Source organism: Acinetobacter sp. ANC 3903, from assembly GCF_002135315.1.
Classification (GTDB): domain Bacteria; phylum Pseudomonadota; class Gammaproteobacteria; order Pseudomonadales; family Moraxellaceae; genus Acinetobacter.
In genome coordinates, this window is record NZ_NEGA01000003.1 from 112,446 (window position 1) to 131,501 (window position 19,056).

A 19,056-nucleotide genomic window follows, 5' to 3' on the forward strand; every position below is an offset into this window, starting at 1 on the left:
ATTACAGCCTAATTTTCAACTATAAATCAAAGATTTATTAAGAACATTTTGCTTTCTGAAAAGCCTTGGTATTTTTGCTACGCATACATTGATACGACTTCTCAGTATCAATCTTCTTCCAATCACCATCCACCAGTTTAAAACTATAAATGGTACGCATCGAGCGAATCGAATCATCCTTTAAACCAGTTTCAGTCACTTTTACTTGTGCAGCAGTTGGCGACTCTACGCTATTAAAAAATTGACGAATCTCCACCGTTGCCGAGTTCTTACGCAAGTCAGGTCTTTCTTTCAAGACTTGTTGTAAAGGCGTATCGGACGAACCTAAATTGACTTTAGACGCTAATTTTTTAGTCGTTGCACAACCTGTGGTCATTAAGCCCAAACAAATTATAGAGGTAGAGAGTAAACGTAACATTGGGAAATCTCCCCCATAAAAAAAAGACATTGCACCTATGATGCCATGTCTTTTTTTCTGACTCGATAACAGTTATGTAGTCACCGAAAAACAACTTATTAGATCAAATATTAAAGATCAAATAATTTGCCCGGGTTCATAATACCGTTTGGATCGAATACCTGTTTTAAAGCTTTCATGTATTCAATTTCTTCTGCTGAACGTGAGTACTCAAGATATGGCTTTTTGGTCATACCGACACCGTGTTCCGCAGAAATCGAACCGTCATATTTTTTCACGGTTTCGAATACGTATTTATTCACCACCTGACATTTGGCAAAGAATTCATCTTTAGACAAATTCTCTGGTTTCAAGATGTTCAAGTGCAAGTTACCGTCACCAATATGACCGAACCAGCAAATTTCAAAGTCTGGGTAGTTTTCAGCAACAATGGCATCAATTTCTTTAATAAATGCAGGAACGTGGGTAATGAGTACTGAAATGTCATTTTTGTATGGCGTAAATGGCGCGATCGATTCAGAGATATCTTCACGTAAACGCCATAAGCTATGCACTTGATCCAGGTTTTGGCTCATTACGCCATCCAGTACCCAACCCTGTTCCATGCAATGCTCGAAGATTTCCATCGCAGCATCCATGATCGGTTCAAATGGCGCTTCAAACTCAAGCAACACATAGAAAGGACAAGCCGTTTCAAATGGACGTTGTACATGACCATTATCCAGTACTTTCTGCATGGCCAATTCACCAAAGAATTCGAATGCAGTTAAATCAATTTTGTTCTGGAATGCGTGAAGTACCGGCATAATCGCATCAAAGTCTGGTACGCCTAAAACCATCACTTGCAAGTCATGCGGTTGGCGTTCAAGCTTGATTTCAGCTTCAGTCACCAAGCCCAAAGTCCCTTCACCACCAATGAACAAATGCTGTAACGCATAACCGGTCGCATTCTTGATCATGCCCTTGTTTAAACGCAGGATGTCGCCTTTACCGGTGACTACAGTTAAACCAAGTACCCAGTTACGGGTCATGCCGTATTTAATCACTTTAATGCCGCCGGCATTGGTGCCGATGTTACCGCCAATTTGTGAAGAACCTGAAGAGGCAAAATCTACCGGGTAATACATGCCCTGTTCTTCAGCATAGTTTTGCAATTGCTCGGTCACTACACCCGCTTGTACACGGACCATACGGTCTGCCGGGAAGAACTCAAGAATCTGGTTCATCTTGTCCATACTAACGACAATTTCACCATTGGCTGCAACTGCACCCGCAGATAAACCGGTACGACCACCAGACGGCGTAATCGCCACATTAAACTGGTTGGCAAGTTTTACAATCTGTTGCACTTGTTCTGTGCTAGATGGAAAAACGATGACCGATGGGTTCGGGTCAAAATGTTTAGTGTGGTCCCGACCCCAATTTTGCAGGCTATCCGCATCTGTTTTAATGCGGTTTTCACCCACAATAGCTGTCAATTGGGTTAATAACTCAGGTGTTAAAGCGACTGGAGCATTCATCGTTTGCAAACCTAGCAAGAAATATACAAGTGGTGGATGGTCTATAGGGCATTCATTTGTAAAAAGATTCACAAGAAAATGTCATCTTGGACCGGGCGTGAATATAAAACCAGCAGCAGCACTGGGATCGATTTCACTGTCCGACATTATAAGGCATTTTCCACTGAAACCCTGAGGAAATAAGCATTTTGACAATCTAGCCTTAAAAATTACAGCCTTAGTTAGACCAAAATTTGTCGTTCACGGCATATGTATGGCAAAAATACCTATCGTCTGTGTCATAAAAGGAAATGTCTATAGACCCTTCTCATATGTTATCATATCGCGACTAAATTTGGCCTTTGTAGCGGAGCCGTAATGAGCCAACATCTTTCACTGCCTAAAGATAAAATTCGTTTCTTGTTGTTAGAAGGCGTTCATCAAAACGCAATCGACACATTAAATGCTGCTGGATACACCAACATCGATTACCGTAAAACTGCGCTTGAGGGTGAAGCGTTGAAAGAAGCGGTAAAAGATGCTCACTTCATCGGTATTCGTTCACGTACTCAGTTAACTGACGAAGTATTTGAAGCAGCCAACAAGCTTATCGCTGTTGGCTGTTTTTGTATCGGTACCAACCAGGTGAACCTGAATGCTGCGATGATTCGTGGTATTCCAGTATTTAACGCACCATATTCAAATACGCGTTCAGTAGCTGAACTTGTACTTGCTGAAGCAATTTTATTGCTTCGTGGCGTACCTGCTAAATCTGCTTCTACTCACCGTGGTGGCTGGAACAAATCTGCAGCAGGTTCGTTTGAAACTCGTGGTAAAACTTTAGGTATCGTTGGTTACGGCTCAATCGGTTCGCAACTTTCAGTACTTGCTGAAAGCATGGGTATGCACGTCATTTATTATGATGCTGTAACCAAACTTCCTATGGGTAATGCACGTCAAGTGGGTTCAATGGGTGAACTTCTTGCCAATGCAGACGTTGTATCTCTACACGTTCCAGACGTTCCATCTACTCGTAACTTCTTTGGCAAAGATCAGTTTGCACAAATGAAAGAAGGTTCAATCTTCATCAATGCTGCACGTGGTACTTGTGTGATCATTGAAGATCTTGCTGATGCGATCAAGTCTGGTCACATTGCAGGTGCTGCAGTAGACGTATTCCCTAAAGAACCTAAAGCAAACGGTGAAGAATTTGTTTCTCCACTTCGTGGCTTGGACAACGTGATCTTGACTCCTCACGTGGGTGGTTCAACCATGGAAGCGCAAGCGAATATCGGTTTAGAAGTAGCAGAGAAATTTGTGGCTTACTCAGATAAAGGTATGACTTTATCTGCAGTGAACTTCCCGGAAATCGCGTTGCCGTTGACTGAAGGTAAACACCGTTTACTTCACATCCATAAAAACATCCCGGGTGTATTGTCTAAAATCAACAACCTGTTTGCTGAACACGGCATCAACATCTCTGGTCAGTCTTTAATGACTAAAGGTGATGTCGGTTACCTGGTGATGGACGTTGATGCAACTGCATCTAAAGAAGCGCTTGATACGCTTAACGAAGTTGAAGGTACAATCCGCGTTCGCGTATTGTTCTAATTCAATTTTATTTAAAAACCACAGCATTCGTGCTGTGGTTTTTTTATTTTTTAAAATCCGTAATTTGAATGTAAAAAAATATAGGTTCCGCAATTACGCTATTCGCAGCTGTTCGAGGCAGACTGAAATTAAATAATGAATGTTTCTGCGATAAACAAAATTAGATGGAAACATTTGACAAGTTTTGCGATGAGAACATTTAAAACATGTTTCAAATGTTCGTAAAGTGGTTTTGTTCTTGCGCAGTTTTGCTGCTCATGCCGAAACAAAAGTAATAAAGTCTTTCAAGAAGGATTACCCGTCTCAATGAAAAGACTCCGTCGTGAAATTTATTCAATGTTTTTGAATATAAACAAAGGCTATGAATTTTTTAAAGCTTTTGTTGCTGATCTCCCGCTATTCGAGAAATCGAAACAAATTTAATTATGCCGAATTTTAAAATGGCACCGCATGTGCAAGCGCCACTGATTCTTCTCATTGCAATGATGAGCATGCAAAGCAGTGGCTCTTTCTCGGGTATGCCTGCCCATACTTTCGAGCCAAACAGTCTGGGGTACTTTATGGCTTTGGCTGTACTCGCGAGTGCCTTGCCTTTTAGTTTAGAGATGATTGCCTTACGCAATTTAAGCGCCTTAAGTTTTGGTACTTTAATGAGTGTGGAACCTGCCATTGCGGCACTTTCAGGTTTTATATTTTTAGGCGAACAGCTGCTTTGGAATCAGTGGCTGGCTTTAGCCACCATTATCACCGCCTCGATTGGCTGTACCTTTACCACACAGCGAGCGAAAAAAGCCGTTTCGAACAGCTAGCATCCTGTTTAGTTTTATCTCTTTTAATTTGAATTCAAAATTAATTAGCTTTAGCAATATGCATTTTAAAGATTTAAACACTTTGAATTTAAATTTTAGTCTGCGAATGGCATACCTCAACATTCAAATGATTTTCGTTATAATGCAGGCCCCTTTTTCATATGAACTAGCGCTGTAGTTCTTGTATGTGCCATGCCTAAATCCCAAATGATTGCCGTGCTGTTTATGCTGCTGTCGATGGTGTCCTATCAAATTAGTGCATCTTTCGCCAAACAGCTGTTTATGGTACTTGATCCCCTGACCGTCACGATTTTGCGCTTGGGTTTTGCCTCGGTCATTGTCTGCATCATGTTTCGTTCATGGCACATCTTAAAACGTCTGTCCTTTTTAAAATGGCGTGACTTATTGTGTTATAGCGCAGCACTTGGATTCATGAATATCCTGTTCTATATGTCCTTGGGAAAACTGCCTCAAGGCATTGCTGTCGGTTTGGAGTTTATCGGGCCTTTGGGCTTGGCCTTACTGTCTATCCAGCGCCGTAGTGATTATCTCTGGGTTGGACTTGCCATTTTAGGCATTGCCCTGATGGTGCCATGGGGACAGACTCAAAGTGAACAATTTTCACTGATCGGTGCTGCATGTGCCTTAGCGGCAGGACTCTGCTGGGCATTTTATATTTATTTTGGCCAAAAAGTGGTGCAGCAGAATATTGGCATGCATGCGCTGACCATTGCCATCAGTTTGTCTGCTCTCAGCCTGTTACCCATTGGCTTATATCATAATGCTGCTGCATTAGTTGAAACCCAATATTGGGGCAAGGCCTTGGCAATTGCAGTACTGGCAACCGCCATTCCTTATGCGCTAGATCTGCAAGCGCTTAAGTCTTTAAGCAAACTGAGTTACGGCACATTATCCAGTCTTTCTCCTGCTCTAGCTGCACTTACGGGACTGCTTTTGCTTGGAGAAAAAATAGGAATGTTACAGTGGATGGCCCTGCTGTGTGTCATGCTGGCATCGGTTGGGGTGACATTCAGATCCCGCCAAAAAGCCGGGTCTTGAAATAACTCAATTCAAAAAAGATGGCACTGATGCCACTGCTGTCCCATAGTTGAAGTCCATGTGTCAGATTCGCGAGTGTGGCAGGGATGCCACACATTCCCCATCCTTGCGCTGCGTTTTAAAGCAGTGCTTAAAACTGGCTCAGGATGTCGTGTATGGGGAATAAAGACTTTTCTTGCGAACTCAAAATATATTTTGAGTTCTCATTTTGGTCTGTCGAAAGTAGGGCTTAGCCTACACAAAGCAACTTTAACCTTTAAAGAAAAGACAAGGCTGTGAAAAATATAAATATCAAATATTTAAAGATAAGAAATCATCATGCTGATTCAGTACTAAAATAAAATTTAAATTGTGGGACAGTAGTGGCACTGACGCCATCTTTTTTATCCTGCAACTTTTAATTTAAATTTTAGCTTTTTACCAGCATATCTTTTTTCATGTCTTTATAACGCTGATATTCATTTTTGTACTGCACTGCTAAAGCTGTTTTCTGTTCCTCTCCCAGAATTTTTCCGGCCTGCTGAAAAAAGCCGTGCTCTTCCTCTTTCAGATGATGGTGCACCTTTTCAGAAAGCTTTTTGGCTATTGCGATCCAGCCGGGATTGCTGAAATCGGTTTCACTCAGCTCTTCAATCATCTCATCCATTTCATGATGTTCAGCCAAGGCATGACGGGTAATATTTAATCCAGAATCTGTCATCATGAGCGGAATATAAAAATAACGGTCTTCAGCCGCTTCATGTGCAAATAATTCATTCTTCAGTTGCTTGAATAACTCATGGCGTTCTGGTGAATCCCCAGAAGTTTGCAGTAATTTTTCTGCCAGATCGCGCTGGATTTCATGACTTTCCCTTAATGCTTCGAAAATGGTCATCATGTAATTTTTCTCCTGTTTTTATCATGCCTTTAATCCAGCATAGAGTGGAATTGGCAAATATTCAGGAACTTTTATAAGGAGAATTTGTATAAGAAAGTTTAATATCAAAAATGATTTATGGGAAAAATGTTTGATAAGCCAAACGGCATATCAATATGCTCACCAGAATTAAAAACAGAATACGGATAAAACCGCTGCCGTATTTTAATGCCGCCCGCACACCGACAATTGAACCGGCCACATTGGCTACAGCCATCATTAAACCCAAGCCAAACAGGACATGACCGGTCGGGGCGAAAAAGCTCAGTGCCGCCAGGTTGGTGGTTAAATTGGCCACCTTGGACAAGGCTGAAGCATGCAAAAAGTCAGCTTGTAAGTAACGAATAAAAAAGAAGATAAAAAAACTGCCGGTTCCTGGACCAAAAATGCCGTCATAAAAACCAATCAGCAGGCTGCCTACTGCTGCTAACAGCAAGATTTTTGGTGTCAGTTCCTGACGCACATGCACTTGCCCAAACTGTTTTTTCATAAAGGTATAGATGGCAATCACAATCAGCATCACCAATACAAACGGACGCAGCACTTCTTTGGGAATCATGCTGACACAGGCCGCACCAGCAAAAGAGCTGACAAAAGCACAGCTGGCAATAACCGCCAGCAGCTTCCAGCGCAATTTGACTTTACGCACAAATGAATAGGCGGCCGATGTGGTACCGCAGATTGAGGACAGTTTGTTGGTACCAAATACCGTCGCGGGCGACAGTTGCGGCATGGCATTCATAATGGCTGGAATTTGAATTAACCCGCCACCTCCTACTGCTGCATCAATTGCACCGGCAAAAAATGCAAAAAACAGAAGGCTTAAGATAATTTCAATTTCCATACATTTATTTCAACAATTATTCGAGATTTAACACGCGTTTCGGCACCAGACGATTACGCTCGGTAATTTCTGCCAGCCCCAAACATTTTTCACCATCAAACACCAACACTTGGGCTTCTGCTGCATGCTCAATATTGCTTTCCATGCCACGGCTAAAGTATTCCGCACGCCCTTCTGGCACTTGTACTTTAAGAAAATGATCCACAGGTGCATAGGCAGGCAGCAACAAAGCCTCTCGCTCTTGCTCTGTCAGGTTTTCCAGATACTCAATGGTATAACTTGGGATCAGGTCGAAATGACCGGTTTTGATACGGTGCAGATAAGTCAGATGACCATATGTACCCAAGGCTTGGGCAATATCTTCCCCCAATACACGAATGTACGTGCCTTTAGAACAGGTCACGTCAAGGGTAATACTATTTTCAGTAAAAGAGAGTAATTCGATGGCATAAATATGAATCGGACGTGCTTCCCGTTCAATTTCTATCCCTTTACGCGCCAATTCGTACAGTGGACGACCTTCTTTTTTCAATGCCGAATACATGGGTGGCACCTGCTGAATATCGCCGAAAAATTTTGCCAAAACCTGGGCAATTTTCTCTTCAGTCAATGCAGGCACAGCCTGTTCCAGCAGTACTTCACCTTCGACATCGCCAGTCGTCGTGCTATGTCCCAAATGAATGGTGGTTAGGTAACGCTTGGTCGAATCGAGCAAATAATGGGAAAATTTGGTTGCCTCACCCAAACAGATTGGCAATAAACCTGAAGCCAATGGATCTAAAGCCCCGGTATGCCCGGCCTTTTGCGCACGATACAGCCAGCGTACTTTTTGCAAGGCCGCATTTGAACTGATACCCAAAGGCTTATTCAGTAAAAATACGCCGCTGATAGGACGGCGCTGAATTTTAGGTGAAGTCTTTTTCATAGTGAAAATCAAACAAGTTCAAACGGCTGCTATGTTAGCAACCGCTTGTCATTTTTTACAACTTTTCTACGCTTTATTAATTTTTTTTATGGCACATTGGGTTCACTTTTAGAACCATAAAAAAACAGAAAAAGAAGGTTGCATAGGAAATGCATAAAAATCATAAATTATGGATTATTTTGGTGGTGATTCTGGTGTGTCTAGGAGTGCTGTTATTTTGGCTCGCACCTTCCCAGTCCACCGCAGAACAAACAGAGGCTGCTCAAACGGCTGATGTGCAGAATAATACCTTAACATCATCTATGCCAGCCACTACAGATCAAAGTCGGGCTTTGGTCAGTCATAGCCAGCAAGACACGCAAGTGAACTGTCAGTTAGGTCTAGACAAGGCCAATCATTTAATCGTGAATGAACAGACACGCAACTGTTTTGAATATTTCATTACCGAATATGGCGAAAAAGATCTCAAGCAAATCAAACACGATTTCAAAGCATACATCCAACTTAACTATAAGGAACCCGCTTTAGGACAAATTATTGATTTGTGGAATCGCTACATGGATTACCGGGAAAAACTGGGCGATTTGCAGGCACCTAATATCGATAAGGAAGATTCTAAATATTATCAAAGCGTTTTTGCGAATATGAAAAATTTGCGTAAACAACTTTTCTCTGACTACGAAATTGAAGGCTTATTTGGTACTGAAGATACCTATCATGAATATACCCTCAATCGCATGGCCGTTCTGGCAGACAAGAGCTTAACCGAAGCACAAAAAGCACAAAAATTAAAAGATCTGTTTAATCAATTACCTGAAGACTGGAAAGAAAACCTCGAACAACTCAATAAACTGGAAGACTTGCGCAAACTCACCGCAGACATAAAAGCCCGTGGCGGTTCAGCGGAAGAAATTCATCAGATGCGTACCAACCTGGTAGGTCCCGAAGCCACCCAACGTTTAGAAGCCTTAGATAGTCAACGCACTGACTGGAAAGATAAGGTCAATCAATATCTGAATGAACGGGACAGCATCATGAAAAGCGGCATGAGTGATGAAGCCAAGCAACAAGCCGTGCAGAAATTACGAACTCAGCATTTTAAAAAACCAGAAGAACAACTTCGAGTAGGGACTTTTGAAACCATCCATGATCAGGGAGGAAAATTACCATATAGCGAGTAATCGCAATGTAGTCCAATAAGGCGATCAGATCGATCCTCTTATTCAGCACCTGTACCAGCTAAAGTTTAAAAAATGGGGACAGGGTTAAAAATAAAAAAAAGTGAGATAAACAAAATGAAATGGAACTCAAAGCGTTTAATTTGCGCAATTTTATCTGGCGCTGCAATTGCATCCAGCCAAATAGCTGTAGCGGGTAATGCATCGCAAATTAAAGGGAATGCGATCACCAGCTATGCAAAAACCAAATATCCACTGGTGTTTGCTCATGGTATGGGCGGCTGGATTCGTGCAGGAACTGATGAACTGGGTGTGGATTACTGGTATCAAATCTTGCCAGATTTGGCTCGCAATGGAGCAAATGTCTGGGCAACCCGTGTTTCACCCTTTAACTCATCAGAAGTTCGTGGCGAACAGCTGCTACAACAAGTGGATGAGATTCTGGCTTTAACCGGTGCGCAGAAAGTCAACTTATTGGGACATAGTCATGGCGGTCACAGTATTGCCTATGTTTCAAATGTGGCTCCACAAAAGGTCGCTTCAGCTACGGCTATCTCTAGCCCGCTGAAAGGTTCAAAAGTCGCAGATTTGATTATTTCTGCTGAAGGAACCCCGCTAGAAGGGCCTTTAGTCAATGTCGTGAATTTTGCTTCTAAAATGCTGGTTTGGGCACAAGGACTCAATCCAAGCTCCTTCCCGCATGACTCATTAAATGCGGGTAAGAGTTTAAGTCTGGCAGGCTCTGCAGCATTCCAGACCAAATATCCTCTAGGAATGCCAAAAACCGCATGCGGTGAAGGGGCAGCAACTGAAAAAGGCATTTATTTTTATTCCTTCTCAGGTGTAGGAACCGTGACCAATACAAATGACCCCGACATGCTCTTGGGTGTAACAGCATTGCTTACTGATCTTAAGGGTGACAATGACGGTCTGGTTTCTCGCTGTAGTGCCAAATATGGTAAAACCATTCGCGACAACTATAACTGGAATCATCTAGATGCAATTAACCAATTCTTTGGTTTAACTGCCTTTTTGGCACCTGATCCGGTTGCTGTTTACAGACAACATGCCAACCGCTTGAAGCTACAGGGTTTATAAAAATATTGGCATAAGTGCAGCCTGCGCTTATGCCATCGTCTGAATATCAAGCATGATGATCAGCGCGACTAAATCCATGCACTATTCAGTACTCCAATGAGCACTTTATTGCTGTCCCAAAAACAGCTCGTCCATAGCATGGATACCTGATGATCACAGGAGGAACTATTCAACCATTCACCACCTTTATAAAAATAACCTCCAAACAAAAATATCATTTAAGGAAAAGTTGATGAAAACTTTAAATGCTAATCTAAGAAATAAAAAAGCCATCATGCTTGCCGTGATAACTACTTTAGTTATAGGGCTTAGCGCAGAAACTCAAGCTTCAAAAGGAATTTTACAAGTTAAAGAAACGGTAAAGTCTGACTATGCCAAAACCAAATATCCTATTGTCATGGTCCATGGCTGGTTAGGCTGGTCACGCATTGGTGATGACAGTTTCAATCTTGATTACTGGTACCAGATTTTGCCTGATATGGCCCGCAATGGTTCGACGGTTTTTGCCGTGCAACTCTCCCCTGCCAATACTACCGAGTTCCGTGGTGAACAGTTGATTGCTCAAGTAGAAGAAGTACTCGCGATTACCGGTAAGGACCGAGTCAACCTGATTGGTCACAGTCATGGTGGCCCAACCGTACAATACGTAGCAGCTGTAAAACCGCAGTATGTAGCATCGGTAACAGGCGTGGGCGGAACATATCGCGGTTCTAAAGTCGCCGATGATATTCAAAGCAATACGCTTAGCCGTAGCGCATTCAATATCCTGGGACAATATCTGATTGGGCCGATATTAACCTGGGCACAAGCGAATCCCGATATTCCCGTTAACTTTGATGCATCAATGAAATCATTGACTGAAGTCGAATCTGCAAACTTTAATAAGCGCTTCCCGACCACAGCCTTAGCTTCTGACTGTAACAAGAGTGGCGCTAAAGTGGATAAGGGAATCTATTATTATTCTTGGGGTGGTACCGCACAAACCACCAATCTTTTAGACATTGATACAATTTTGATGCAACTTGGCCCATTGTCTTATGGCAACAAGGACAATGATGGCATGGTGGCTCGCTGTAGTTCACATATCGGTCAAGTCATTCGTGATGATTACAACCTTAATCACACCGATCTGGCCAATATGATGTTTGGTCTAAAAGGCCTCTTCGCACCTGATCCTGTTGCTCTCTTCAGGCAGCATGCCAACCGCTTAAAACTACAAGGGCTATAAATTTACCTAGCCAATTTCAAGCATAAAAAAATGCGCCAAAGGGCGCATTTTTTTCACTCGTATAAAACTTAAAATTAAGCTTTAACTTTACGAGCTGGCAATTTTTCACGAATACGTGCAGCTTTACCAGACAATTCGCGTAGGTAGTAAAGTTTAGCACGACGAACGTCACCACGACGTTTCACTTCGATACCAGCAACGATTGGAGAGTGAGTTTGGAATACACGCTCAACGCCAACACCGCTAGAAATTTTACGTACTGTGAACGCAGAGTTCAAACCACGGTTTTTCTTAGCAATTACAACGCCTTCAAACGCCTGTAAACGCTCACGGTCGCCTTCTTTTACTTTAACTTGAACAATAACTGTATCACCTGGTGCAAAAGCAGGGATGTCTTGTTTCAATTGTGCGTTTTCGATTACTTGAACTAAAGGATGCTTACCGCTCATGGGGTATCTCCAATATGTGCGAGTCAGAAGAGGTCTGATCATCGCTGGGTATAGAGGCTAAAGCGCATATCGACCCGTTTATCTTTCCCTTTATTACTTAAGCAGATACTCAAGCCAATAAAGAGCCTATTCATTAATACTTAAATGGAATTTAAGTATGCAAATCTTTTAGCCATTTTTTTTGCTGCTTGGTCAACTCTGCTTTTTCCACCAACTCAGGTCGGCGTTCAAGGGTTCGTTGATAGCGCTGCAAAAACCGCCATTTTTCAATATTGGCATGATGCCCGGACTTTAACACCTCAGGCACATCCAAACCTTCAAAATGGTCTGGCTTGGTATATTGTGGGCAATCTAACAGACCATCCACAAATGAATCTTGCACAGCGGACTGTTCATCTGACATGGCACCCGGAAGTCTCCGAATGATACTGTCCAATAAAACCATCGCAGGCAGTTCACCACCCGACAATACGTAATCTCCAATTGACCATTCCTGATCAACATATTGCTGGATCAAACGTTCATCGACCCCTTCATAACGTCCACACAGCACAATCAGTCCGTCATATTCGACAAACTGCTGTACCGCAGGTTCGTTTAAGGTTTTTCCTTGCGGCGACATATACACCACAGGAACCTGAACACATCCTGCTTGCTTTGCAAGCTCTTTGGCATGGTTGATTGCTTTGGACAGAGGTTCTGCCATCATCACCATACCTGGACCACCACCAAATGGACGTTCATCCACTCTTTTGTAGTTGCCCTCAGCATAATCGCGAGGATTAATACAAGTGACTTGCACTATTTCACGTTTTGCCGCACGCCCGCTAATACCGTAGGCTGTAATCGCTTCAAACATTTCAGGAAAAAGCGTAATGACTGCAAAAAACATCGCAGACTCCTCTACTTTCCTGCTGCGTTCATCCTTAAAGGACAAGCTTTTAAATATTTAGTAATCCACGCCCCAATTTACGTAGATACGACCAGCTTCAAGATCAACTCGCTGTACCACATCTTTATGCCATGGAATCATGCGTTCTTCAGCATCAATGCTGTCCGGTGTTGCGTGAACCACCATCACATCATTGGCACCTGTCTCGAACATTTCATGGATTTTACCGAGATTCACTTCTTGTTCATTTTCATCAAGACCCAACACGGTTAAGCCTTTTAAATCCGACCAGTAAAACTCATCCATTCCTGCTTTCGGAAGTTGCGCTTTTGAAATCCAGACATTTACGCCAACCAAGCTATCCGCTGCAGTGCGATCACTCACATCCTTTAACGAAACAACCAGGCCTTTGCCATGCGGTTTCCAACGTTTTACATCTACTGTTTGCCAACCTGCTTTGGTTTCAATGTACCAAGGAAGATAGTCAAAGATGTTGCTCATAGGTTCTGTATTGGAATAGACCCAGAGCCACCCATTTAATCCATATGCTGAACGTAACTGTCCAATCTGAATACGATCTTCGGGAACATTCTGTGTTGGTGTCATGGGCTACCTACTACAATTAAGCAGCAGCTGCAGCTTTCTTAGCTTGAGCAGCTAAAGAAGCAACGCGTTCAGACGGTTGAGCGCCTTGAGCAACCCAGTGAGCAAAACGGTCAGCATCTAAACGAAGTTTTTCTGCTTTACCTTGAGCTGTAGGGTTAAAGAAACCAATACGTTCGATGAAACGACCGTCACGCGCATTGCGGCTATCAGTTACAATAACTTGATAGAACGGACGTTTTTTAGCACCACCGCGTGCTAGACGAATTACAACCATGATAGAACCTTATAGTTTTTACGGATTATCCATGAACCGACCATCGGCAGCATTTCAAACCCCTTTCATAGAGGGCAATATTTTACGTTATATTTGCCCTGAAAGAAAGATCAAATTTTAGGTTATCCACAGTTTTGAATTTAGATTTATCTACCATCCCAATTAGAGGTGGCAGAAGGGGTACATACTGTCGTAGTTTTAGTCCAACATTTCCACCCATTACTATTAAGAATTACACTTCCATTATCTACCTGAACAGTACCAGATTTAGGCTCTGCAGTTAATGTATAGGTTTGACCACTTGTAACAAGTGTAATGCTATAGACAGGATTAGCTGTGGGATAATCCTTGCTGGTTGTGCCGTTATCTAGGGTTGCACTCGTATAATTATGATTAATGACATAGTAGCTCTGTAAACGCTGCGCGGTATTTATCATTTCAGTTTGCACATCAACACGGTTAGTACGAATTTTATATTGAGTATAAGATGGGTAAGTAATCGCTGCCAAAATAGCAATTATTGCCACTACAATCATCAACTCGATTAGGTTAAACCCTTTATTTTTTTTCATTACCATGACTCACTGTTACTCGTACCGCAATTTGTATAATCTGTTACAACATCTTCGGTTCTAGTCATACAACGTATTCCTGTACTCGTGAGCAATAAGTCATAATTACGTGGCTGTTTAGATTTAGGTGGACTACTACTATCTTTAGCCCGCTGTACCGACATCACCCAAGTCAGACCATTCACACTTGCAGAAGCCGCAGTTTCATTGCCATCTGAGTCTTTTGCAAAAGTCAAAGGTTTGTATCCTGTTCCATTATTGGCTAGTGTTAATGTATATTTCGCTGTAGATACAGTTGAACCTATCGGTAACAACAACTGGCCTGTAGCAGCGTCATAATAACTTGCTGGTGTCGGATTCCCATCAGCATCAGTACCCACATAGGTATACAGGTAACTGGCATCGAAACCTTTGTAACTAAAGTTTTTTGCTTTAAACCGCTCCAGCTCAGCAGCAATGCGTAACGCTTCCTGCCGTGCAATTGCCAGATCCCGTCGTTCCATATATTGCTGATATGAAGGAAACGCAATTGCTGCAAAAATTGCAACAATCACGACCACAATCATCAATTCAATCAGAGTAAAGCCACGTATTTTTTTCATGACTCCCCCCCTATCGAGTTTCATACCAGCGTAACTGTCTAAGTTTCGCTGCTGTAGTAAACTCTTGACATTCTGGTAAGTTTGGCGTGGTTGTACAATTTAGAGTTGTAGGACGTCTTACAATCAGACCTGTATTATTAGCATTACTAAAGCCTTGCCCTAAACCTGCACCTAAAATACCCGCTCCCAACTTAACACTATTTGGAACGCCACTTGTTGTAGTAGCAAAAGAACATTTTCCTGTCGGCAAGCAGAATTGATAGACATAGGAATCTCCTTTTACACCTGCACCACAAGAACCACCAATACCCGTTCCATCACGATGGTATACATTGACATAGAGCATACCATCTAAGGCATACAGCTCATTCATGCCTTTATAAACACCAGCTGTAGGTGAATAGATATATTTCCAGCCATTATTACTAGCAACAGCAACACCCGTGCTTATATTTGTATTTAAAGAAACAAGCGTTACATTTTGTGTAGTCAATGTCGGTGAGGTTGCGTACAAATCTGTTTTTGCCACATCTTTGTCGTATACAACAAAAACCCCATCCGCCGCACTTACTGTTGAGCCAGCTTGGTTACCATTTATTACCGCTGTGCCTACTAATGGTGAACTCCGGTTACCGGAACTAAAGGCAACTGCTGCAACATAGCCATTATCTTCATGAATAGAAACACTTGGCATTTCATAGAAACGAGGACTTGTACCACCACTCGTATGTTCATTAAACAAACGTACCACACGAGTCGCAAAACTATCTTTAGCTGTTACACTATTATTTAAATCGACACGGAAAGCTTGTCCACCTAAATCACCGAAATAGAGATTATCAACCAGACCATCATTGTCACGATCAATCGCATTAATCTGGCTAACCACACTATATTTCATGTTAATCGTAGATGCGCTGGCATCAGTAAATGCTTCGGCTCCTTTAGCTTGTGTAGCGTAGGCACTGGTCCACCAAAGTAAACTACCGGTGTTAGCATCAAACATATATATGCCTGCACCGCTACCCGTAGTGGTATTTTGATCATAGGCTGCACCTTCATAACCTGCGTCATAGCCTCCACCTACAAACATCACCAGTTTTTTAGTATCGCCAAATTTAACATAAGCAAGTGTAGGTTTAGACCAGCTTTGCCCCATATAACTTAGTGCATTATCAGTATCTGGTGTTCCAGTAGCAGTCACAGCTGCAGCAGGATTAATATGAAATTTCAAACTTGGTTTATCTATATCTGATAAATCTAATGCATAGTAGCTGCGTCCACCCATACGTAGACCACCATACACCCACTGCAAACCTTTGAGCGCAAGATCTGTATTAGTACCACCATCACTGGTACGGTCAGAACTCTTCACAGTTAATGTTCCATCGGCTTTTGACACATACTGGGTATATGCGGTCCAAGGTGCATCTATGCCATAGAACAAGTTGTTTTTACCACCAGTACTACTGGCTTCAGATAAAAAAGCTGCTTTTTGATTTAGATTTTGCATCATTTCATGTGGTGCAAAAGCAAATTTCTCTACCCCATCCGTATCGACGACATGCAGTAAACCCTGTGTACTACCAAAGAGTAGATAATCTTCTCGGTCTGTTGTGTCAATTGTGCCTGAACTGTATGTAATTTTGCCTTGTTGCGTGAGTAGAATTGGAGTCGAATGCATTACTGCACCGACCTGACGTAATTCTGGGTTTGTTGAAAGGTTATCCAACGTTACACCAGTTGCTGTTGCACTAATATTATAACCAAGTAGATTCAGCCAATAGTTTTTATCTGGATCATTGACAAACAAAGCCGTTGTCCCTGTACCAAATAAACTATTCACATTGACTTTTTTAAGTGAATTGGCTTCACTCGCTGTATAAGGTGCTGCATCAGTAATTTGTCGATTGGTATAGATGGTACGATTAGCAAATTTTTCATTTTCAGTATTTGTAGTTAAACCTAAAGGCAGCTGTCCTTTCACCCCCCCCATCCATAGACCATTGGCTGTTGAATCTAATGAACCATCCGATTTGATTAAACGTATAGTTTTGCTGGTGTTATAAAGTTCACCATTATAGATGTGGTATTTGTTGAGATTACCAGCCCAGAGCTGGGTAGTTTCCTGTGGTTTTGGAATAAATGAAGAATAATAACCATACGGCTGGATACGCAAAGGGTTTAAAGCATCCTGTGGTAGGGTTGGTGAACCTGTGGTAACCGGGTCAAATTCAGGTTTTACTTCATCAACAAAATTTAAAATACTTTGTGCAATCTCACCTGGCTCTGAAGCCGAATACCATCCACCGCGCCCATATACTCCCCATAATGCGGTATTGGCAATATCAGCACGACTAGCTCCACCGGTTGTCTCACCATAAGTATTACTAATACTAGAAAAACGATTTATTATATTTGCTATATCAATATTGGTAGAAGTTAACTGGCCAACTTTTGTTTTTTCCGCTCCAGTATACGCATCCAATCCGCTATAGAATTTACCAAAACCAACTACTGCTGTTTTAATTCTGGGACGAGTGGTAGAACCGGTTAATAAAGTGTTGGCAAACTTTGCAATGCAACGCCAAACCTTTTCATTGTCCGGAGTAGCTGTTTTTGCTTTAAACTCGTAGGTCGAATCTGGACTACCAACATTAGAATCCCATGAAGACGGGCAACTGAAACCGCTCACTGTAGCTGACATTTCTGTTTCGGGATCTGCAATACTAGTTGTGCTAGGACCGCCATCTGTTAAAACATAAACCCCATTACCATTGCATGTTGAGGTATCTGTACCAATTGTACTTAATAATGATCTAGCCCCAATCGCATATGCCCTACCTGTTGGCGTATAGTCAGGAGCTTCCATATCTACAATTTTTTGCAATATACATGAACGTTGTGTGGTACCAGATCCAGTGCCACATTCCGCTTCAAAAGTGGTTTTCGCAGAGCCTGTTAAACTACTAGAAGTAGTATCCAAACGGCGAGCTGAAACTAAAACTGCTCCTGTTCTAGAGCTAGTTCCTGAAGTTCCTCCTGTAAACCGCGTTAGACCTATAACAATTTCATTTCCTAATTGAGGAACACCATTTAGCCCTTGTAATACGGTAAATAAACCATCTTTGAGTTTAGTAATACGATCGTAATATTTTTGAGTTTGTGTTGTGGTTTGGGCTGGGGTGAAATAAGCAGTACATCCTGTACCACAACTTTCGTTCGAGTAACTACCACTAGGAGCTGATGCACTTACCGTATTACAGCTATCGGATGTGATTGCAGCCGTTGGACAACGTCTAAATTCCGAAGTACATGTCGTAATTGTGCTGGTATTTCCACTGGTTGATGTACCCGCAGTACAACTTGCAGTATTTGTAGTTATAGGAGTACCTGTTGTAGTTGTAGTTGTAGTTGTTTTCACAACTTCAGACCGATAACGATAAGTTCTACCTGACGTAGAACTGCAATTTGATGTACCGCTATTCCGTAAATAGAAATAAGTCGTTGTCGTTAGTTTAGAAATATTACCAGTAACCACAGGGGTAGAATTGGAAGTTTCAGAGCAAAAGCTACCAGATGGAGCAGTAGTACGTAATGTGGTATTGGTACATGTTGCTTGAGAGCTAGTCGTACCGCTCTCCGTACTTGCACACTGCTTTAATACTGCATCAGCTGTCACCGTATTTGAAGTTGTCGTTGTCGCTGTCGTTGTTGCAGCTGTTATTTGAGTTTTATAACTATATGTTTTAGGTGAAGTTTCAACCGTAGCATTAGCAGTACAATAATAACGGGTATAAGATGGCGTTGTGGTGGAGGCTTCTGAATTAGAAGTTGGTACTGTTACCAAACTATCTGCCACAGGAGCATCACATGCAAATTTAAAATTAGTTGCAGCTCTCATACTGGCCGAAGTATCCAGTACAAACATAATACGTGTTTGACCACCTGTTGAATTACTATAGATATCAATATCACTGGCTTGTACAGATACACTATGACAAACAGCCAAAGTCATAAACATCGACACCGTGGCTGAAAGTCCTTTTTTTTGATTTATTTTTTTCATCTTTAAA

At 42.0% G+C, this 19,056-nt stretch carries 17 protein-coding genes and 1 pseudogene; 6 read left to right on the forward strand and 12 right to left on the reverse strand.

What is annotated here, in order from left to right; translation table 11 throughout:
• Positions 1 to 37: 37 nt before the first annotated feature.
• Both B9T29_RS03065 and B9T29_RS03070 read right to left on the reverse strand, forming a co-directional pair.
• Positions 38 to 418 carry a hypothetical protein gene (locus B9T29_RS03065; RefSeq protein ID WP_086174509.1) on the reverse strand — a complete coding sequence of 127 codons (381 nt, stop codon included), beginning with the start codon at positions 416 to 418 and terminating at the stop codon, positions 38 to 40.
• 110 nt (positions 419 to 528) lie between these two features.
• Complete coding sequence (locus B9T29_RS03070) at positions 529 to 1,938, reverse strand: FAD-binding oxidoreductase (protein WP_086174510.1); 1,410 nt, start codon at positions 1,936 to 1,938, stop codon at positions 529 to 531.
• A 357-nt stretch (positions 1,939 to 2,295) separates the two neighbouring features.
• On the opposite strand from B9T29_RS03070, the gene serA reads away from it, so the two are divergent.
• From serA to B9T29_RS03085, 3 genes and pseudogenes are all read left to right on the forward strand, one after another.
• Positions 2,296 to 3,528 (forward strand): phosphoglycerate dehydrogenase, encoded by a 1,233-nt coding sequence (gene serA / locus B9T29_RS03075; protein WP_086174511.1) that lies wholly within the window; start codon positions 2,296 to 2,298, stop codon positions 3,526 to 3,528.
• 509 nt (positions 3,529 to 4,037) lie between these two features.
• Positions 4,038 to 4,337 (forward strand): annotated as a pseudogene (locus B9T29_RS03080) (EamA family transporter); the annotation flags it as partial.
• Positions 4,338 to 4,529: 192 nt separating this feature from the next.
• Entirely contained in the window at positions 4,530 to 5,396 is an 867-nt protein-coding gene (locus B9T29_RS03085; protein WP_086174512.1) for an EamA family transporter, read from the forward strand.
• 409 nt (positions 5,397 to 5,805) lie between these two features.
• On the opposite strand, the gene B9T29_RS03090 is transcribed toward B9T29_RS03085, so the two are convergent.
• From B9T29_RS03090 to truB, 3 genes are all read right to left on the reverse strand, one after another.
• On the reverse strand, positions 5,806 to 6,273 hold the full coding sequence (locus B9T29_RS03090; RefSeq protein ID WP_086174513.1) for a hemerythrin domain-containing protein: 468 nt from the start codon (positions 6,271 to 6,273) through the stop codon (positions 5,806 to 5,808).
• A 115-nt stretch (positions 6,274 to 6,388) separates the two neighbouring features.
• Complete coding sequence (locus tag B9T29_RS03095; protein WP_086174514.1) at positions 6,389 to 7,156, reverse strand: sulfite exporter TauE/SafE family protein; 768 nt, start codon at positions 7,154 to 7,156, stop codon at positions 6,389 to 6,391.
• A 16-nt stretch (positions 7,157 to 7,172) separates the two neighbouring features.
• Positions 7,173 to 8,081, reverse strand: coding sequence for a tRNA pseudouridine(55) synthase TruB (gene truB / locus B9T29_RS03100; protein WP_086174515.1), 909 nt, complete (start codon positions 8,079 to 8,081; stop codon positions 7,173 to 7,175).
• Positions 8,082 to 8,230: 149 nt separating this feature from the next.
• Between truB and B9T29_RS03105 the strand changes: the two genes are divergently transcribed.
• The 3 genes from B9T29_RS03105 (at position 8,231) to B9T29_RS03115 (ending at position 11,585) form a co-directional block, all read left to right on the forward strand.
• Entirely contained in the window at positions 8,231 to 9,262 is a 1,032-nt protein-coding gene (locus tag B9T29_RS03105; protein ID WP_086174516.1) for a lipase secretion chaperone, read from the forward strand.
• A 114-nt stretch (positions 9,263 to 9,376) separates the two neighbouring features.
• A complete protein-coding gene (locus B9T29_RS03110; protein ID WP_086174517.1) occupies positions 9,377 to 10,357 on the forward strand; it encodes a lipase family alpha/beta hydrolase in 981 nt (326 codons plus the stop codon).
• Between the two features lie 274 nt (positions 10,358 to 10,631).
• Positions 10,632 to 11,585, forward strand: coding sequence for an esterase/lipase family protein (locus B9T29_RS03115; protein ID WP_416202474.1), 954 nt, complete (start codon positions 10,632 to 10,634; stop codon positions 11,583 to 11,585).
• A 74-nt stretch (positions 11,586 to 11,659) separates the two neighbouring features.
• Here B9T29_RS03115 and rplS read toward each other — a convergent pair whose 3' ends face one another.
• From rplS to B9T29_RS03150, 7 genes are all read right to left on the reverse strand, one after another.
• On the reverse strand, positions 11,660 to 12,034 hold the full coding sequence (gene rplS, locus B9T29_RS03120; protein WP_086174519.1) for a 50S ribosomal protein L19: 375 nt from the start codon (positions 12,032 to 12,034) through the stop codon (positions 11,660 to 11,662).
• 151 nt (positions 12,035 to 12,185) lie between these two features.
• On the reverse strand, positions 12,186 to 12,926 hold the full coding sequence (gene trmD / locus B9T29_RS03125; protein ID WP_086174520.1) for a tRNA (guanosine(37)-N1)-methyltransferase TrmD: 741 nt from the start codon (positions 12,924 to 12,926) through the stop codon (positions 12,186 to 12,188).
• Between the two features lie 57 nt (positions 12,927 to 12,983).
• Positions 12,984 to 13,532 (reverse strand): ribosome maturation factor RimM, encoded by a 549-nt coding sequence (rimM, locus tag B9T29_RS03130; protein ID WP_086174521.1) that lies wholly within the window; start codon positions 13,530 to 13,532, stop codon positions 12,984 to 12,986.
• A gap of 16 nt (positions 13,533 to 13,548) precedes the next feature.
• Complete coding sequence (gene rpsP / locus B9T29_RS03135) at positions 13,549 to 13,806, reverse strand: 30S ribosomal protein S16 (protein WP_068912833.1); 258 nt, start codon at positions 13,804 to 13,806, stop codon at positions 13,549 to 13,551.
• A 146-nt stretch (positions 13,807 to 13,952) separates the two neighbouring features.
• Complete coding sequence (locus B9T29_RS03140) at positions 13,953 to 14,378, reverse strand: type IV pilin protein (protein WP_086174522.1); 426 nt, start codon at positions 14,376 to 14,378, stop codon at positions 13,953 to 13,955.
• The gene (locus B9T29_RS03145) at positions 14,378 to 14,980 is read right to left on the reverse strand and encodes a type IV pilin protein (RefSeq protein ID WP_086174523.1); all 603 of its coding nucleotides are present in this window, start codon (positions 14,978 to 14,980) and stop codon (positions 14,378 to 14,380) included. The genes B9T29_RS03140 and B9T29_RS03145 overlap by 1 nt, the downstream gene beginning before the upstream one ends.
• Before the next feature lie 10 nt (positions 14,981 to 14,990).
• The gene (locus B9T29_RS03150; protein ID WP_086174524.1) at positions 14,991 to 19,049 is read right to left on the reverse strand and encodes a pilus assembly protein; all 4,059 of its coding nucleotides are present in this window, start codon (positions 19,047 to 19,049) and stop codon (positions 14,991 to 14,993) included.
• Positions 19,050 to 19,056 lie beyond the last annotated feature (7 nt).

Excerpts from the sequence above, each read along its gene's own strand:
- B9T29_RS03145 (WP_086174523.1), bottom strand. The coding sequence starts at position 14,980 with ATGAAAAAAATACGTGGCTTTACTCTGATTGAATTGATGATTGTGGTC.
- rimM (WP_086174521.1), bottom strand. The coding sequence starts at position 13,532 with ATGACACCAACACAGAATGTTCCCGAAGATCGTATTCAGATTGGACAG.
- B9T29_RS03115 (WP_416202474.1), top strand. The coding sequence starts at position 10,632 with ATGCTTGCCGTGATAACTACTTTAGTTATAGGGCTTAGCGCAGAAACT.
- B9T29_RS03110 (WP_086174517.1), top strand. The coding sequence starts at position 9,377 with ATGAAATGGAACTCAAAGCGTTTAATTTGCGCAATTTTATCTGGCGCT.
- trmD (WP_086174520.1), bottom strand. The coding sequence starts at position 12,926 with ATGTTTTTTGCAGTCATTACGCTTTTTCCTGAAATGTTTGAAGCGATT.
- B9T29_RS03095 (WP_086174514.1), bottom strand. The coding sequence starts at position 7,156 with ATGGAAATTGAAATTATCTTAAGCCTTCTGTTTTTTGCATTTTTTGCC.
- rplS (WP_086174519.1), bottom strand. The coding sequence starts at position 12,034 with ATGAGCGGTAAGCATCCTTTAGTTCAAGTAATCGAAAACGCACAATTG.
- B9T29_RS03150 (WP_086174524.1), bottom strand. The coding sequence starts at position 19,049 with ATGAAAAAAATAAATCAAAAAAAAGGACTTTCAGCCACGGTGTCGATG.
- B9T29_RS03090 (WP_086174513.1), bottom strand. The coding sequence starts at position 6,273 with ATGATGACCATTTTCGAAGCATTAAGGGAAAGTCATGAAATCCAGCGC.
- B9T29_RS03140 (WP_086174522.1), bottom strand. The coding sequence starts at position 14,378 with ATGAAAAAAAATAAAGGGTTTAACCTAATCGAGTTGATGATTGTAGTG.
- B9T29_RS03105 (WP_086174516.1), top strand. The coding sequence starts at position 8,231 with ATGCATAAAAATCATAAATTATGGATTATTTTGGTGGTGATTCTGGTG.
- B9T29_RS03065 (WP_086174509.1), bottom strand. The coding sequence starts at position 418 with ATGTTACGTTTACTCTCTACCTCTATAATTTGTTTGGGCTTAATGACC.
- serA (WP_086174511.1), top strand. The coding sequence starts at position 2,296 with ATGAGCCAACATCTTTCACTGCCTAAAGATAAAATTCGTTTCTTGTTG.
- B9T29_RS03085 (WP_086174512.1), top strand. The coding sequence starts at position 4,530 with ATGCCTAAATCCCAAATGATTGCCGTGCTGTTTATGCTGCTGTCGATG.
- truB (WP_086174515.1), bottom strand. The coding sequence starts at position 8,081 with ATGAAAAAGACTTCACCTAAAATTCAGCGCCGTCCTATCAGCGGCGTA.
- rpsP (WP_068912833.1), bottom strand. The coding sequence starts at position 13,806 with ATGGTTGTAATTCGTCTAGCACGCGGTGGTGCTAAAAAACGTCCGTTC.
- B9T29_RS03070 (WP_086174510.1), bottom strand. The coding sequence starts at position 1,938 with ATGAATGCTCCAGTCGCTTTAACACCTGAGTTATTAACCCAATTGACA.